The sequence below is a fragment of the Mesorhizobium alhagi CCNWXJ12-2 genome (genome assembly GCF_000236565.1).
In the GTDB taxonomy this organism is placed as follows: Bacteria; Pseudomonadota; Alphaproteobacteria; order Rhizobiales; family Rhizobiaceae; genus Allomesorhizobium; species Allomesorhizobium alhagi.
The window spans coordinates 1-16,226 of record NZ_AHAM01000343.1 but is presented as its reverse complement, the minus strand read 5'-3'; the positions used below and the strand labels follow the sequence as shown (position 1 = coordinate 16,226).

11 protein-coding genes and 2 pseudogenes are annotated in these 16,226 nt (G+C 58.4%); 12 read left to right on the top strand and 1 reads right to left on the bottom strand.

Annotated elements, in window-relative coordinates; genetic code table 11:
- Window positions 1-126 precede the first annotated feature (126 nt).
- Window positions 127-1,218 (top strand): IS5 family transposase, encoded by a 1,092-nt coding sequence (locus tag MAXJ12_RS33920; RefSeq protein ID WP_008840778.1) that lies wholly within the window; start codon window positions 127-129, stop codon window positions 1,216-1,218.
- On the top strand, window positions 1,215-1,475 hold the full coding sequence (locus MAXJ12_RS33915; protein ID WP_008840777.1) for a hypothetical protein: 261 nt from the start codon (window positions 1,215-1,217) through the stop codon (window positions 1,473-1,475). Before MAXJ12_RS33920 ends, MAXJ12_RS33915 begins: the two co-directional genes overlap by 4 nt.
- On the opposite strand, the pseudogene MAXJ12_RS36435 reads toward MAXJ12_RS33915, so the two are convergent.
- A pseudogene (locus tag MAXJ12_RS36435) lies at window positions 1,438-1,720 on the bottom strand (hypothetical protein); the annotation flags it as partial. The gene MAXJ12_RS33915 and the pseudogene MAXJ12_RS36435 overlap by 38 nt on opposite strands.
- Between MAXJ12_RS36435 and MAXJ12_RS37440 the strand changes: the two are divergent.
- From MAXJ12_RS37440 to MAXJ12_RS33865, 10 genes and pseudogenes are all read left to right on the top strand, one after another.
- Window positions 1,709-1,826, top strand: a pseudogene (locus MAXJ12_RS37440) (IS3 family transposase); the annotation flags it as partial. The pseudogenes MAXJ12_RS36435 and MAXJ12_RS37440 sit on opposite strands and share 12 nt — an antisense overlap.
- Before the next feature lie 123 nt (window positions 1,827-1,949).
- Window positions 1,950-2,444: a hypothetical protein gene (locus tag MAXJ12_RS33905; protein WP_008840775.1), complete on the top strand. Its 495-nt coding sequence runs from the start codon at window positions 1,950-1,952 to the stop codon at window positions 2,442-2,444.
- A gap of 737 nt (window positions 2,445-3,181) precedes the next feature.
- Window positions 3,182-4,315, top strand: coding sequence for a hypothetical protein (locus MAXJ12_RS33900; RefSeq protein WP_139044189.1), 1,134 nt, complete (start codon window positions 3,182-3,184; stop codon window positions 4,313-4,315).
- 46 nt (window positions 4,316-4,361) lie between these two features.
- Complete coding sequence (locus MAXJ12_RS33895; RefSeq protein ID WP_008840773.1) at window positions 4,362-6,668, top strand: di-heme-cytochrome C peroxidase; 2,307 nt, start codon at window positions 4,362-4,364, stop codon at window positions 6,666-6,668.
- 108 nt (window positions 6,669-6,776) lie between these two features.
- Window positions 6,777-8,258: a DNA translocase FtsK 4TM domain-containing protein gene (locus MAXJ12_RS33890; protein ID WP_139044188.1), complete on the top strand. Its 1,482-nt coding sequence runs from the start codon at window positions 6,777-6,779 to the stop codon at window positions 8,256-8,258.
- Between the two features lie 50 nt (window positions 8,259-8,308).
- On the top strand, window positions 8,309-9,961 hold the full coding sequence (locus MAXJ12_RS33885; RefSeq protein ID WP_139044187.1) for a hypothetical protein: 1,653 nt from the start codon (window positions 8,309-8,311) through the stop codon (window positions 9,959-9,961).
- 357 nt (window positions 9,962-10,318) lie between these two features.
- Window positions 10,319-11,065: an IS66 family transposase gene (locus tag MAXJ12_RS33880; RefSeq protein WP_008840771.1), complete on the top strand. Its 747-nt coding sequence runs from the start codon at window positions 10,319-10,321 to the stop codon at window positions 11,063-11,065.
- Window positions 10,993-11,205, top strand: coding sequence for an IS66 family transposase (locus MAXJ12_RS39550; protein WP_244421697.1), 213 nt, complete (start codon window positions 10,993-10,995; stop codon window positions 11,203-11,205). The genes MAXJ12_RS33880 and MAXJ12_RS39550 overlap by 73 nt, the downstream gene beginning before the upstream one ends.
- Before the next feature lie 256 nt (window positions 11,206-11,461).
- A complete protein-coding gene (locus MAXJ12_RS34860) occupies window positions 11,462-13,390 on the top strand; it encodes a glucosaminidase domain-containing protein (RefSeq protein ID WP_008840770.1) in 1,929 nt (642 codons plus the stop codon).
- Between the two features lie 125 nt (window positions 13,391-13,515).
- Window positions 13,516-16,038: a DUF2235 domain-containing protein gene (locus MAXJ12_RS33865; protein WP_008840769.1), complete on the top strand. Its 2,523-nt coding sequence runs from the start codon at window positions 13,516-13,518 to the stop codon at window positions 16,036-16,038.
- The last annotated feature ends 188 nt before the right edge of the window (window positions 16,039-16,226 follow it).

Below are 16,226 nucleotides of genomic sequence, written 5' to 3'. Positions count from 1 at the left end.
GCTGCCACGATGTCCATGCTGTCAGCAACTTATGACACAGTAAGACTAGCAGGCTGTTGAAAAAGTCGCTCGCCGCCGATCTCCGACCATGATTCATTGGTTCCAAGGAGATTCGGAGGGTGGCGGGTGCGCGGCGACGACAATTGGACGGGCGAGCTGTTCAGCTATGTAGATCTTGAGGCGCGGGTTCGGCGCGATCATCCGTTGCGCGCGATCCGGAGGATCGTGAACGAGGCGCTGTCGGCGCTGGAGCGGGATTTCGCGGCGATGTATTCGCCGATCGGGCGGCCGTCGATTCCGCCGGAGAAGCTGCTCAGGGCGATGCTGCTGCAGGCGTTCTATTCGATCCGCTCGGAGCGGCTTTTGATGGAGCGGCTGGAATACGACCTCCTGTTCCGCTGGTTCGTCGGCATCGGGGTGGATAATGCGGCCTGGGACCATTCGGTTTTTTCGAAGAACCGCGACCGGCTGCTGGAAGGCGACATCGCGGCGAAGTTCCTGAGCGCGGTGCTGGCCCAGCCCAAGGTGAAGAGGCTTCTATCTACGGACCACTTCTCGGTCGACGGCACGCTGATCGAGGCTTGGGCCTCGATGAAGAGCGTCAAGCCAAAGGACGGGCCGAAGGAGCCGCCGGCAGAAGGCGGTGGGCGCAACGCCGAAGCGGACTTCCACGGCCAGAAGCGATCGAACGAGACGCATGCCTCGACCACCGATCCCGACGCCAGGCTCTACCGCAAGGGCAAAGGCAAGGAGGCTAAGCTGTGCTTCATGGGGCACGGGCTAATGGAGAACCGTCACGGCCTGCTGGTCGACGCCTGCCTGACACTGGCCGACGGACATGCCGAGCGGATGGCCGCGCTACACATGATCGAGCCCCGTGCCGACCGGCCGCAGGCGATCACGCTCGGCGCCGACAAGGCATATGATGTGGAGGACTTCGTCAACGAACTGCGCTCGATGAGGGTGACGCCGCACGTGGCGCAGAACACGAGCGGCCGAAGTTCGGCGATCGATGGGCGCACGACGCGGCACGGCGGCTATGCCGTCAGCCAGCGCATCCGCAAGCGCATCGAGGAGGCATTCGGCTGGATCAAGAGCATCGCCGGCCAGGACAAGACGAAGTTCCGCGGCCGTGACCGGGTCGGATGGGCCTTCACCTTCGCGGCCGCCGCCTACAATCTGGTGCGGCTGCCGAAGCTCATGGCGGTGCCGGCATGAGTGCGCCGGCGGACTGCCAACTGATCGGCAATAACGGCGAGATTGCGTTTGGCGCCCTGCAAGCCGGTCTCGATCTGAGTTACGGCCCCTCGATGGTCTTCTTCACATGGGGCGGCTGCGACGAAATGGACGAAGTCAGCGGTGACGGCTCCGCTGAATTGCTTGATGACGGCTTGGTCGAGATCACCTTCGCCTATCACAACGGCGACGAGGCCATCCTCAAGGCCAAGCGCGATACTTCTTCAACAGCCTGCTAGGACACATTCTAGCTACGTAAGCTTTGAAATGATCGAGGCCGCGCCAGGTGCAACGCGCCAAACCGTAGGCGCGTTTGAGGCAAGTGATCGATACCGACGCGGAAGTTGCGGAGCTTGCGGTAGACCCACTTGCTGCGGACCATGTCCTCGATCCTGAGGCCGGCTTTCTTGTGGAAGGCCATGTCGGAGACGCCCCACGTCGTCGCTGCGGCCAGATTGTCACGCATGGCGAAGCCGCCATCGGAAAATATCTCGATTTCTACAATCGGGGGACGCCCGCATTCCAGCCTTGACGGCAGAGCGCCAGATGAGGCCTACTTCACCCCGCTACCGCTTCCCGAGGCGGCCTAACCAGAGGCAGTGTTCCACTTATAAATCGGGAATTCCTGTCCAAACAAACCGAGCCACCTCTGAATTACACCCCAGATACTGTCGATCCAATTCGGGAAAGCCGAGGCTCCACTAAAAGGCAATGTGGTCACCTGCCTTGAAGAGTTGGACAGCGGATGGCTCGATCGGCCCTGGCGTGTGCTCCGCGACGGCACTCTCCTTTTCATCAGGACGACGATCGAACGAAAACAAGTCGAAGACAAGGCTGTGTGGGACATCAAACTCCAAACTGCGACGGTCGAGTTGGATGCACCCCGCCCAAAGATCAGCCCGGTCCAAATCGTTGCAACGATCTATTCGTGCGAGAATGAAGGTGGCGGCGATGCAAAATGGATCCTGCAGACCTCCGGGTGCCACACGTGGGATGCTCGCGAAATGGCGCGCGGGCGCGACAACGGCAAGGGGGACGTTCTCGCCGCAAGGATTATGCGTGCAGCGCCGGTAGTCGTGGCCGACATTGACGGTCAGTATGGCGATGCCATCGAGGACATCGCCTTCTTCTACCGGAAAGACGGTAGGGACGTGGTTCTGCTGAAGGGCGTAGCTACACCGTCCGGTAAGGAATGGAGGTTGGAATAATGAATGCCTGTCCGCCAGTCCTCAAGTGTGATGTGAATCGGCGTCCGGCGAGTTAGGTCATGCTGGGAGGCGATTCACAGCAATAACCTTCCCTATGAAATCCCACTCGACCGCCATGTTCATTTTCATTTTCTCCCTATGCGTTTCGTCTCTGCTCGCCGTTAATAAAATACTGGATTGCATGAAGAACGGAAGATAGGTACTATTATGGGGCAAGAGGGGACGATCTCACCTGACGAGTACGAGCAGGATCGGTTCCTATTTCGACATCTCGTTTCTTTGTGATCTGCCTTGATAGTTTCGGCGGATGGAGCAGGAGCTTACATCACGGCCTTTAAACGATGCAGTTTATGGCGTCCATAGCATTCGGATGCTATTTACGACAATAGTAAGTATATAGGGCCAATACAATAGTTCTTTTCCTTCAGAGTTAATTCCTTTTTTGCACGCTACTATAACAATGCAATGAAAACCGGCGACTGGCATATCTTCGCCGTCGGATCGAGGCCGCTAGGGTCATGCGCACAGATCGTCGTTTCTTCTCCAGGATAGGGGCGCGCGGCGCAGTAGGCGCCCTGGTCTCGATACTTTTGATCTGTGCTCCGGCGTCCGTCGCACAGTCGCCCGCGCCGCTCGCGCCGAATGACGTATCAATCCTGTTCCCGGTTCCGCAGGGAGACGACATGTCCGGGTTCATATCAATCGCGGATTTGGTCGACAGCGGCGGCGCCCCACTGATGACGGATCTGACCTTCAAGCAATTCATCGAGATTGCTCAAGGCAAGGACAGTAAAATCGTCGATTCGGCCGGAGCGACGGCGCAAATCGGCTTTCCGGAGAATGCCAAGGATATCAAAACGTGGTTCGTAGCCGGAATCCGCATCGACGTGGGCGCTCCGGGTCTTTCGGCGAGTATAATGGAAGCGTTCGGCCAAATCCCGCAAATCCGGCTTATCCTGCAGCCGGTAACGCGCGAACCAAATGGTGGACTGAAAATTCACGATCGGGCGGCTCACATAATATTTAGCTTTATCGAGAAGAAATCGCAGGTGCAGGAAACCTGCCTCGTCCCCATGCTTAGCCGGGTCGACCCGGACTTGCAGCCCTTTCGCGCGGCACTTTCCGACTTTGTCGTTCTGCGAGACGATTTGGCAGCGGGGCGGTTCGGAGGTGTACCGATAGTCACGACCGGGTTGCTCGACGTGCATCCCGGGCTGAAGGCGCCTTCGCAGAAGCCCTTTCGCGACCAGTTGAAAACCATACTGGAGAAGCACCTGAAATCTACGCAGGTAAGCGCAATGGCGGTGATGGGTATTCCGGCGAACGGGCCGGAACCGTGGATCTTCGTGCCGATGCAGCGGCGATCGGACAACGGAAATCTGGAAGCCTTTCTCAGTCCAGCGCTTGACGGCCAAGCGTTCGAAGACCGAGCGAAGGCGCAACTGCTGCGCTTCTTCGGCGCGAAAAAGGTCTTGCCGGGACCGAGGACCGATAATGAAAATGAGACCATGACCACTTGCTTTCGCCTGCCGGATGCCCGCAAGGGCGTCTCCACGGCCGAACTGATCAATGCGCCGGCAACGGCGGAGCGAACGATCGAAGTCACGGCGGTCATTGCCGATCCAAAGAAAAGCCATTTCTTCAACACCGATTGCGTGAGTTGCCACACCGAAACGCGGCTGCTGAGGACCAAGGTGCCTGGGGAGCCGATCCCCGGCATTGCCGAAGCCGTTTTGCCCAGCAGCCGGTGGAACGTTCGCAATTTTGGTTGGGGTTTGGACAGCGAAGGCTTCAAGCCAACGATCACGCGGCGGACCGCGACCGAAACCGACGAGGTGGTCGAGGCGGCGAATATATTGTTGAACCAATAGCGAACCGGGCAGGCGCTTTCCGGCTGCCGCGCTTCAGGAGAAGGTCATGAAACTCCGATCGATTTTGCGTGGCCTCGGACGGGTGGTCCTCGGAGTGATCCTCGTCGCGGTGATGCTGGTTCTTGTGGCAAGCTATGCGCCGCATATGGCCCGCGATGGAGTCGCGGCATTGGGCCGTTGGGCAAGTATTGGCTCCAAAATGCTCGCGCCACCGCTTCTTGCCGAGCGCCGGCTCGAAAAATGCGCGTGGCTGGAACAAAACTGGTCGGACGAAGATCGCGCCTGGTTCCACAATGTTTCGCAGGGTACCGCCACATTCCCGGTGCCTTACGCCTGGTTCAGAAAGCTGGAGCGTCCGGAAATCAGTCCGCTCGACCCGATTATCCCGCGCGGGCTGATCAGCGACCCCGACTATCTGGCAAGGCTTGGCTTTATTTCGCCCAACAAGGAATGCGATCCTCCAGCTGGAGACCACACAGCGCAAGGGTATGGTGTCCTTCCCATCGGGTTTGCGGTTCTGAAGGGCGGCACCGATCCGGCTACCGGAGCGAACTTCCAGGACGGGTTGGGCCTGACCTGCGCCGCCTGCCATACCGGTCGGGTCATCTACAAAGGCACAGAATTGCGGATAGACGGTGCGCCCGCGATGATCGACCTGCAGAACTTGGAACGCATTATCGGGCTGTCCATTTGCTATGCTGACAAGGCGCCTTGGCGCAGCGGGCGTTTCGCCAACAGCCTCCTCGACGATCGGCCGGATGTGACCGGCATGGCGCGCGAGGCGGAAAAAGCTGCGACAAGACACGAGCTTAGGGAGATATGCGACGAAAAGATCTTCGGTAAGGTAGGGGCTGAACAGGCGATTCTGACGCGGCGCAAGATGGCCCATACCGATGAAGGGTTCGGGCGTCTCGACGCACTCAACCGCATCGGCAACCAGGTATTTCACGAGAATCTCGCCGACCCGAGAAATCCCGGAAAACCGGCCGTGGGCGAAATGGCTGGAGGCCTTACAGATGCCGCCTTTGACGGCAATTTCGCCGCCCATACGGCCCCGGTGAGTTTCCCGCCTATCTGGGACGTTCCAAATTTCGTCTGGGCGCAGTACGACGCCTCAATCCTCAATCCGAACATCCGCAATATCGGCGAGGCGATGGGTGTTGCCGCCAAGATCAACATGATTGATGTCAAGGATCCAGCGCGTCCACTGTTTTCATCGACTGTCGATGTCGCGGCGATAAACAGGGTCGAGAAGCTGTTGCTCGGAGCGAAGCATCCGCTGGATCCCCAGGTCGGCTTCAGCGGACTTCACGCGCCGAAGTGGGCCGAGGCAGCAACATATTTCCCCGGCGATCGAAACTGGGACATCGATGAGACCGAGGTGGTGGCCGGGCGCGGACTTTATCGCAAACTGTGCTTCGAGTGCCATCGTGCTCCGGTCCGGGATTCCGAAATTCCAATCGATGATCCAGACTCGTTTTGGATGGAAGAAAATACCGATCAGATCAACAATCTCCCCGAGGACAAGAACTGGATATTGCTTGGCAACGAGCGCTTGTTCAACGTTGTGCAAAAATCTGTCGCCGTGATGGGCACCGACCCCGAACAGGCCCGTGTGCTGACGGAACGGCAGCTGAGCCTGCCTGGATACCTTGACATCGACCCTCGGCGCGATGTCCTTCTTCCCTGCGACATGGAGGGACACGCCGCGCTCAGGACATCCTTTGTCGCCGGCCTGATGGCGGCTGTCCGGAAGGTCGAGGACCAATGGTTCCTGGACATGGAACGTCTTAACGGTCAGGCGATGCCGGCCGAGGAAGTTTCCGCGATCAAGGGCATGCGGCCGAACTGCCCGAATCCCAGGGTGTTCAAACCAATGCTTCCGGAGCCCAACAGCCATGCAGCCAAGATCACTGCAGGCGCGCCGAGTGTCGCCTATTTGGTCGAACCGCACTATCGCGCCCGGCCACTCGACGGTGTCTGGGCGACTGCGCCCTATCTGCACAATGGCTCAGTTCCGACCCTGGACGATCTCCTGACGCCGCAGGCCGTCCGCCCTCTTGCGTTCTGTGTCGGTCCGGTCGAATTCGATCCCGCAAGGGTGGGGCTTCCGGTCGACAGGGTGCCGGCTTCAGAAGTCTTCGCCGTCCACCCCGCGGCGCCAGCCAAGCCGCAATGCGAAAGCGGATTGACCCTTTTCGATACCAGCGAGCGCGGCAATTCCAATCTCGGCCACTCCTTCGAAGATCCGGATGAAGGCGCCGACAGTCCGCCGCGGCCTTTGGGGGTGATCGGTCGCGGGCTAAAGCCGGACGAGCGAGCGAATTTGATCGCCTACCTGAAGACCCTTTGAGCTAACTGTGGAGGCCGGCATGCCTGGATTCGGAAACGCCGCGTAAGCGCCGGCTGGGGCTGAGAACCGGAACCTGCCCGCCAAAAGCTCTTGCCCTGCGACATCGTCATGACCGGCGGCGTCATCGGCGGCATTATCAATCCAGGCGCCGTCGCCCAAAACAGCCAAGACTTGTTGGGGCCAGCGTGGTGCGTTTTCACGTTTGATCTCAGTCGAACAGCTACTGTAACGTTTGAGGGCGGCTCTATGGTGAACAAGGCAGATAACTCTCCATCAGATTCCAAAGGTGATGATTTCGCTGCCGTTCTCGCCAAGGAGCATGAGTCGATTCGCACTCGCCGCCGCGCAAACGGCATCCTGTCCCAAGCGTCTGACGAAAGCCCAACCCAAAACAGCACGGACCGCGAAAGCGAGGCGCCGCCGGAGCTTTTTGGGATAGCGCTTTCGGGCGGTGGAATACGTTCCGCTTCCTTTTGTTTAGGCGCTCTCCAGGCGCTGGACCAATTCAGCCTCATCGGACGGGTGGACTATCTGTCGACAGTGTCTGGAGGCGGCTACATCGGAGCCAGCATGGTTGCGGCCATGAGCGCTGGTCCAGCCGGAATTGCAGAGCAGGGCGAGGTTGAATTTGAAGCCAAGGCGGCAGGACAGGTCCGTGGCGGGTCGACGGATCATGCAAAGGGCCAAAGTCCGAAAAGCAGAGATAGCATTTTCCCATTCGCCAGCGGTGCCGGCCAGGATGTACGCGACAACGTCGCGGTCGGGCATGTTCGCGACCACAGCCGCTTTCTTGCACCAAAGGGTTTCGGTGACATCCTGTTGTCCGGAGCCATTCTCATGCGTGGTTTGATGGTGAACCTGCTTCTCCTCCTCACCGTGCTGCTGCCTCTTGCGACGATGGTCATCGTCACAAATCCAACCACCGGTCATCTCGATCACAGCATCTGGCTCGACATCGCGAGATGGTTCTATTCCGATTGGGACAAGGAGTTTGGAAAGGGCATCGTAGGGTCGATCGTGGCCGATCCTCTTGTCATGACGAAAGGGATCGCAGCGCTTCTCGCGATTTCGCTCGTCGCATGGGCGCTTTGGCGTTCCTTTGTTGAAAGCTTTTATGGGAAGTTCGGCAGCAGTACGCTCGAGCACGAAAGCCGCTGGACCCAATGGGGGCGATATCTCCTTGTCAGCCTGCTGGTTGCCTTGCTGGTGGAGCTGCAGCCACGAATCGTCGCTGCCTTTATCGCGCCCGCCACCAAAGGGGGTGTCGTCGAACCGGGCATAACCGGCATAAAGGCGCTCGTTGTTTCTGCCACGGCGATTGTCGCGGCAACCGCGACGTTCCGCGGCACGCTGATCGCGTGGATACAGAAGGCGCTGAGTTCGCCGACAATAAGTGCGCGGCTGCAAGCTTTTTTCGCCCGCGCTGCCTTCTATGCATTGGGACTGGCGCTTCCGCTGCTCATCTATGGCCTCTTCCTGCTCCTGATCATCTCCGGTATGAAGGTGGAGTCTTGCCCGGGCTGTACTAGTGGGTATCTGTTCGGCCCCGGCTTTCTTGCGCCGAGAACTGGTGGGTGGTCTCTATTCTAGCGGGCCTTGTCGCTGTCTTTACAGTCATTCGCTGGGTCCTGATCACTTTCGTGGCGAAATACGATGGCCCCGGCAAGCTGGGCAGCGCGTTGCGCACGTTGTGGGGGCGCGGCTCGGGCAAGCTTACCGCGCTTGCCATTTTGCTCCTGCTTTTTTTTCTGGCCATCTCGGCGATTGCCACCCGCGCAGAAGCGGGAAATCCGTTCGGCCAGACCGACGAATTGATAGTACTGGCCAACTATCTCGCTATCACGCTGGTGATCGTCGCGTTGGGCATCAATTTCACCGAAAACGCGAACGGCCTGCACCGGCTTTATCGCGACCGGCTAAGTGTCGCGTTTCGCCTTGGACATCCGACCAACGGCACGTCCCTCAAACTGCATGAACTAGGCGACTTCGGCCCCTATCTGCTTGTTAACGGTACGCTGAACGTCCGTCGACCACTCGAAACGACTGCGAATGCAGAGGCGCCGAGAACCGAATGCGCGAGGGACAAGACAGCTGTAGCCAACCGTGCCGTTGAAGAAGAAAGCGGCGACTACATTGCCGCGGCCGCAGAGGTTGCGACGAAGGGCCAAGGGCTGTGGAAGAAAACTCAGGGCAGTCTAGATGCGGCAACGGGCACGGTCAGAAATTGGATGTACGCCGCGCCAAGTCGTCAGCAGAAGGAGCCATCAAAGCGCGTGGTTCAGCTGCCGCTGCCCGAGCGTCCGCGCCCCGACCCGGCAAAGCGCGGCCGCAACGCCGAATTCTTCGTATTCTCCAAGCACTTTGTAGGCAGCGATTCCACCGGCTACGTTTCCTCGGATTTATTCGCGAAGGAAGAACCGCAACTCGATCTTGCCGCCGCTGTCGCCATATCCGGCGCGGCAGTCTCGTCAAGCATGGGACGGGTGAGCATCGGCTGGTTGGGCCCGACGCTAGCGCTTCTTAACCTTCGCCTCGGCTTCTGGCTGCGAAACCCTAAGCATGTCATCCTCGCCGCCAAGCAACTCGACGAAGCAAAACCGTCCGCCGACTCGACGGATCAATCCGCCAAGTTCAGCTGGGAAGACATTCTCCGGCTCTACCTCTTCGCAGAAGCCTTTGGCCGATTGCGGTCGGACAGCTCGCGTATCTACATTACCGACGGCGGCCACATCGACAACATCGGGCTTTACCAATTGCTCAAGCGCCGCTGCAAGTTCATAGTCGTCATCGACGCCGAGGCCGATCCGGGCATGAATTTCGGCGCTTTCGCGGATGTGCAGCGCTTCGCGCGCATTGATGAAGGCGTGCTGATTTCGCTTGACTGGTGGCCTGTGAGGACCGCAGCTCTTGCGCGTTCGGCCGACCGTTCGAAACCCGTTTCGCGCGACTCAGAGGCACACAACCAACATTTCGCGGTTGGCCGTATCATCTACGAAGATGGCCAAGAAGGCATCCTCGTCTATGTTAAAGCGACGGTGACGGGTGACGAGCCCGACTACGTGCTGGACTACGAGCGCCGCTATCCGAACTTTCCGCACGAAGCCACTAGCGACCAATTCTTTTCCGAAGAACAGATGGAAGCCTATCGAGCCTTGGGATTCCATGCAATGCGCGTCGCTTTGGACAAAAGTGAGATTGCTGCCGATGCGAAGAAGCAGACGGTGGACGAGCCTGTGCCGGCAAGGAAGGGAGTGCCTACTGCAAAGAAAAACTCAATGGCCGCCCAGAGCTAAGTTGGAGGCACTCGACAAGCGGATCGAGGAGCGTCAAAACCTCGTCCGACAGATGAAGGAGCGCCTCGGCGTCGAAGTCCACTCGATAGAGGAGCGCAAAGACGCAAGCCAATAGCGCGCTTGCGGAAATTGACCGTAGTCGCCGGTTTTGGTCTCGACGAATCGCATCGTGACCGCCTGCCAAATCGCATCGAATCCGCAGCGTCAGAGTGACTCGGGAGCCCTGTTCCAGATGGCAAGATCGGCCGATCTATGGTTCAAACGTGGCATGAACGTCGCTGCCCTTACGCAAGAAAACGCCAGTTTGAAGGCGCTTCTGGAGCAGACGGAGACTGCCCTGGCCGAGCACCGGGCCGCGTGGCTCAGTCCGAGGAGGCGCGGCGCCGGCTGGAGAGCATCGTCAGCGAACTGCAGCGCGAGAAGTTCGGCTCCAAGTCCGAGAAGCTGGGCCCCGACCAGTACAACCTGCCGCTGGAAGACGTGGAGATCGCCCAGGGCGTGCTGAACGCCGCTCAGGAAAAGGCCGCGGCGATCATCCATGGCAAGTCGGGCAGCAACACGCGCCAGCAAAATCGCAACCGCGGTCAGCTTCCCGCCCATCTGCCGCGCGTGGAACGCATCATCGAACCGGAGAGCACCGTGTGCCCCTGCGGCTGCGGCGAGATGGCGAGGATCGGCGAAGATGTCTCTGAGCGCCTCGATGTGATCCCCGCGCAATTCCGCGTGATGGTCACCCGACGCCCCAAATATGCCTGCCGGGCGCTGTTCGGGTGCGGTAGTACAGGCCCATGCGCCCGAACATGTGGTGCCCGGCGGGTTGCCGACCGATGCGCTGATCGCCCAGTCATCGTCTCGAAATTTGGCGACCATGTGCCGTTCTACCGGCAGGCCGACATCTACACCCGGCAGGGGATCACACTCGACCGCGCCACCTTGGGCAACTGGACGGGCCGGGGCTGCTTCCATCTCCGGCCGATCGCCGACCACATGGGCAAACATCCAAACATCTTGCCGAAGCAGCTCGCCTGTTCATGGACGAGACCACCGCCCGGTGCTCGACCCCCGGGCGACGACGGACGAAGAAGGGCTTCTTCTGGGCTATAGCCTCCGACGACCGGGGGCATGGCGGCGGCAGCCCGCCGATCGTGCTGTTCAGATATGCGCCCGGGCGCAGCGGCGCGAACGCGATTCACTCGTTTCGATTCCGTCCTGGAGATCCATCGCTCCCTCCATTTGAAGCTTGAATCGCCATTCTCGCAATCCATCGTGAACAAAGTTTATGACACGGTAAGACTAGTGTTTGGACTGCGCCAAGATCGCTAACGGGGTGGTTTACACAACCCTGCAATAGTTGTGGACTGCGCATTCGAGAAAAACCTTTGATATAATTTCATCCAATTTATTCTCGCAGCTATTGATGCCAACCGCTGTTGAAGATATAGTAACATAAAGTATCATGCAATTTCTAGGTCGCCGCAAGGCAAGTATGGGGGGATTGCCATGGTTAAAATCGACCAGTCCGGTTTGGCTGGAAAAATTCGGGACCGGCCTATAAGTAAGGAACTGGAAGCAGTCCTTCAGAAGGCCGGACTAGCGTCGGGAGTGGACGTCGTCCTTGTTACGTCCGGCGGACAACCCGGGTCCAGCGGAAGAAGTAAGGGATCAACGCGTCACAACGGAGGCAGAGCCGCCGACCTCCAGTTGATGGTTAAGGGAAAGGCTCAGACGTTCACCGACGACAGGCCAAGTCCCACTATTGCCAAATTCATCATCGCGGCAGCAGCATATGGTGCAACGGGCATTGGGGCGGGCGTTAACTATATGGGCCGCGCCACGCTACATGTAGGCTTCGGTCTAAATCCTAACGACAGGAGCAAGCTCACATGGGGAGCCAAAGGCCGGTCGGTCAATGCCCCGTTGTGGCTGAAAAAGGCTGCAGATGAAGGCTGGAACAGCCCTCCGGGCTGGGTGTTCGATAATGATGACGGCTTCGTCGAGGATGAACCCGAGGATGGTGAAGACGAATTCGAAGAGGAAGAGGATGTCGAAGTATTCCTCGAAATCCCCGAGCGTTTCAACATCGAAGTCATCCGTGCTGCGCAGGCAAGTCAACGCGTCTGGAGCATCCCGGCTTCCATAACGCTTGCCCAATGGGCGCTCGAAAGTGCTTACGGCACCAGAATGCCCGCCGGTTCAAACAACCCGTTTGGGATAAAGGCGAAATCAGGTCAGCCGTCCGTCATGGCTCTGACTACCGAAGTGATCGGCGGGAAGAAGAAGACCGTCAACGCAGCGTTCAGGGCCTTCAGTAGCCTCGAAGAGGCTTTCATAAGGCACGGCAAACTTCTCGGATCCGCGGACGTCTACGCAAGCGCCCGCCGATTTGTGAACGATCCGGATCGTTTCGCAGACGCTCTTACCGGGGTTTACGCCACAGACCCGAAATACGGCCGACTGCTCAAGTCGATCATGAAGAAAAACGACCTCTACCGGTTCGATATTCTGGTGGACGACGAGGGCATGCCCGTAATCGTGCAGGGGGAGGTGGGGGTGGTTGAGCCGTTGCAACAAGGGGGCACGATCAGGGTCGAGGCACTTCAAAGGCGATTGGTCGAGCTTGGCTACTTGCTTGGTGAAATCGACGGCAAGTTCGGGCCGCTGACTGCCAGTGCCCTTCTATCCTTCCAGCATGAGAACAGCCTGCCTACCACGGGTGTTCTTGATACGACCACCGAGGAGGCTCTCAACACAGCGGAGCCCCGTCGTCTCAGTGAAAAACGCGTCAAGAAGACGGAAAAAGAACTCGCAGAAGACGGCTCCAAAATTACCATAAACGCACGTCGCGGCCGGCTGCTCAGCTGGGTCGGCGGCATTCTCGGCGCGGTAGGCATCGGCAACAGCGCGATAATAAATGCTACTGGCAGCGCCAGCATCCCGACGGGAACGGCATCCGACGCGCTCGTGAACTTCATCACACAGGTTAAGACCCTGAGCGCGTCATCAACACAGGCAAACGTCGAGCAGGTTCTTGCCTCTGCTTTGTCAATCGCTCAGCAGGTTGCACAAAATCCCCTGCCCGCCAACGTACTGCAATTGCTGGATCGAGTCCGGCAAACAATACCGGAAGGCGTACCAAGCCGACCGATCATCGACCAGGCCTTTCAGACGATCACGCAGACCAGTCCTGTTCTTCCCGCCGGATCAACAACGGTCTTCGACATCCTGCCAACATTCTTCGCCAATGATACCGTGCTCCAGACCGTTATGAAGGGCGTTGCTGCAGTAGGCGGTAGCGTACTACCCGGCTTTGGCGGATCCCTCGCAATGCTCGGAATCGGACTTGCCGGCCGGTTCCTTTCCAATCGTATCGCAGCAGCACGGTTGGAGGACCACAAGACGGGAGGAAATATAAACCCGCTGGGAAAGTAGAATTCGGGGGACAACACCCGACTTTGGTTGTCCACAGTTCGGCTTTTATGCCCCCCAATGTGACCGGCGACGATTCACAAAAATCATCGAGTACAGAAGTGCCATGCGATGAGGCGAGGGGTCAAATGGGTCGAAACCTGGTTGTCTTGGCGGACGGGACGGGCAACAGCGCTGCCAAGCTGTTCAAAACGAATGTCTGGCGTATTTACCAGGCGCTCGATCTTGGCGGGGCTGATCAACTAGCCGCCTTCAGCGACGGTGTTGGCACTTCAAACTTCAAGCCATTCCAGCTCATCGGACTTGCCTTGGGCTTCGGCGTCAAACGCCGTGTTTTGGCTCTCTACAAGTTCCTCTGCCTGAATTACGAGCCAGGTGACAACGTTTACGCATTCGGATTCAGTCGCGGTGCCTTTACGATACGAGTCCTCGTTGGCCTCATTGCCTCGGAAGGCCTTGTGGCCTTCAAGTCTCAGGAAGAACTTGATCGCAATGCGCTCGCCGCATACCGGTCCTTTCGCCGAATAGCTTTCCCGGCTGGAGCACTGTTTTGGGTTACTCTAAGCCGTGCTGTACGGGACGTGTGGGTTGCAGCCACGAATAAGGTAACCGGCAGCCGCGGCTATGATCATGTCCGACCAGAGCCGGGTAGCTTGCGTGCGCCTGACCGCATCCGCGTCCGCTTCATGGGAGTGTGGGACACAGTGTCGGCCTACGGCCTTCCGGTCGATGAATTGACCAAGGCGGTAGACAAGTGGGTCTGGCCAATGACGTTTGAGCGAAGGAACCTCCTCGCACTTGTCGACAAGGCCCGACAGGCGTTCAGCATTGACGACGAGCGACGAACATTCTTTCCGATACCATGGGATGAAATAGACCAAGGCGTTCAGTCTGCGGATTCGAATGAGGCCCCAAGGTTATTGCAAGTCTGGTTCGCGGGAAGTCACGCCAACGTCGGGGGCGGATACGCAGATGACCGACTGGCTCACATACCCTTGTGTTGGATGATTGCTGAGCCTGCCGCTTCCGGCTTGCGGTTCAAGCCGGAGATCGTTGCCGACTATTGGGAGTACGCGTCGCCGAGTGGACGTTTGTATGATTCCCGATCCGGTTTCGGCGTTTTTTATCGCTACCATCCGAGGTCCAGCAAGCACTTGATGGGCTCGTCGACACCTTTGATCGACAGCAGCGTCATCCTTCGAATGCACAGCGGCGCAGATGCCTACGCACCCATCTCGCTGCCGGACGATGTTCGAATATTAACGGTCAGCGGCGCCCAAATCCCCTTTGCAGACTCGGAGGCGGATGAGAAGGTTGCCGGCAGGATCCTCGCTGACAACCTTCCGCTGCCAGCCGATCGCCGGCGTGACCTAGAACGCATGGATGGTCAGCTCGCGACTGCACTGGCCGCTCTGAAACCAACTGGCGCAATTGCTGATCGACAGGAACGCGTAGAGCAGATGCTCGATACCGTCTGGTGGCGGCGCGGCCTCTATTACGTGATGCTCTGCCTCGCGGTCCTCTTCGCTGTTTTTCCCCTGTTTGCAGGATATGTCACGCTCGACACGGCGGGGCGCATCGACTTGATGTCGAGCGGAGTCGTTGGTCCCGTCGCCGGATTGCTCAAAGGCATACTTCCGGGATTCACCGCCCCTTGGGTCGACGCCATTGCAGAACATGCGTTTCTTGCAGTGCTTCTTGGCGCCGCGTTCGCCATCTGCTTGTGGTTAAGTTCGTTGTTGAAGACGCGAATCCACGATCGGGCGCGCGTGGCCTGGAACGTTGAGGTCTACAAAGCGCCAGAATCCACAACCGACAGGCGGGATGCACAACAACGCGTTGCGCTCGCAGGTTCGCTCGCGTTCGGGCTTGCTGCTCTCGTTCTCTGGTTGGCGGGCAATGCAGCCGCCGCCTGGCTAGGGATCGCGTTTGTCGCTTGCGTCCTGATCATGTTCCTTCAGCGAGGGAAGGCAACCGCAGACCGGCCATTCTTTTTGCGTGTCGCAAGATCGGTGCGCAAAAGTCGCCTTGCTCAGATGGTGTACAACCTACTTCGCGAACAGATATTGCCGGCCACATTTCTCGTACTGTCGCTGTCGCTCGCGGCCCTCCTCATCAACAAGGTTGCGTTTCAGGTCGCCAGTTCAACGGGTGCTACCTGCCCAGAACCGCTGAACTTGGTTGAAGATCAGTCGGAACTGTTGGCGGCGTCTTCAATCTTCAAGACATCCTCCTTGTGTTACGACACGGGCAGCTGGTTGCAGGAAGGGGTTCACTACAGGATTGCGATCGACATAACCAACGACTGGAACGACGGCACTGTTGCGGCTGACACTCTGGGAACCAAGGGCGGGTTTGTTCACTATCTTGGATCGCTGTTTAAGCGCTGGTGGGGCCAATCCTGGTTCAAGCCCATCGCACGTGTGGGTCGATACGGGAACGATGAGTACGTGCTTGAGCCGTTCCAGCAGGCGATCTCGCGAAGTCATCAAGGGAATAAGAGCCTGATCGCCGAGATTGTCCCACGACAGTCCGGAGAACTCTATCTTTATGTGAATGATGCGGTAGTCGGTGTACCTCATCTCTTCGACAGCTTTTACGTCAACAACACCGGCGAGGCGAAAGTGTCTGTTACGAAAGCCTATCATTGAAACAATGGAAAGGTTGGATCAAAGGTGAAGCAGCAGCGGGACGAGGACTACCGGCGGACGGGGTTGGCTGTAGCGCCTATGAAGGCGTATGCAACAGTCGAAGAACGCCTTCAGAACCACCTGCTCCCTAGGTAGTTTGAGAATCTGCACCCTTCCGTCAGTTTTATAAGCGAGGAGGATGCCTGTCA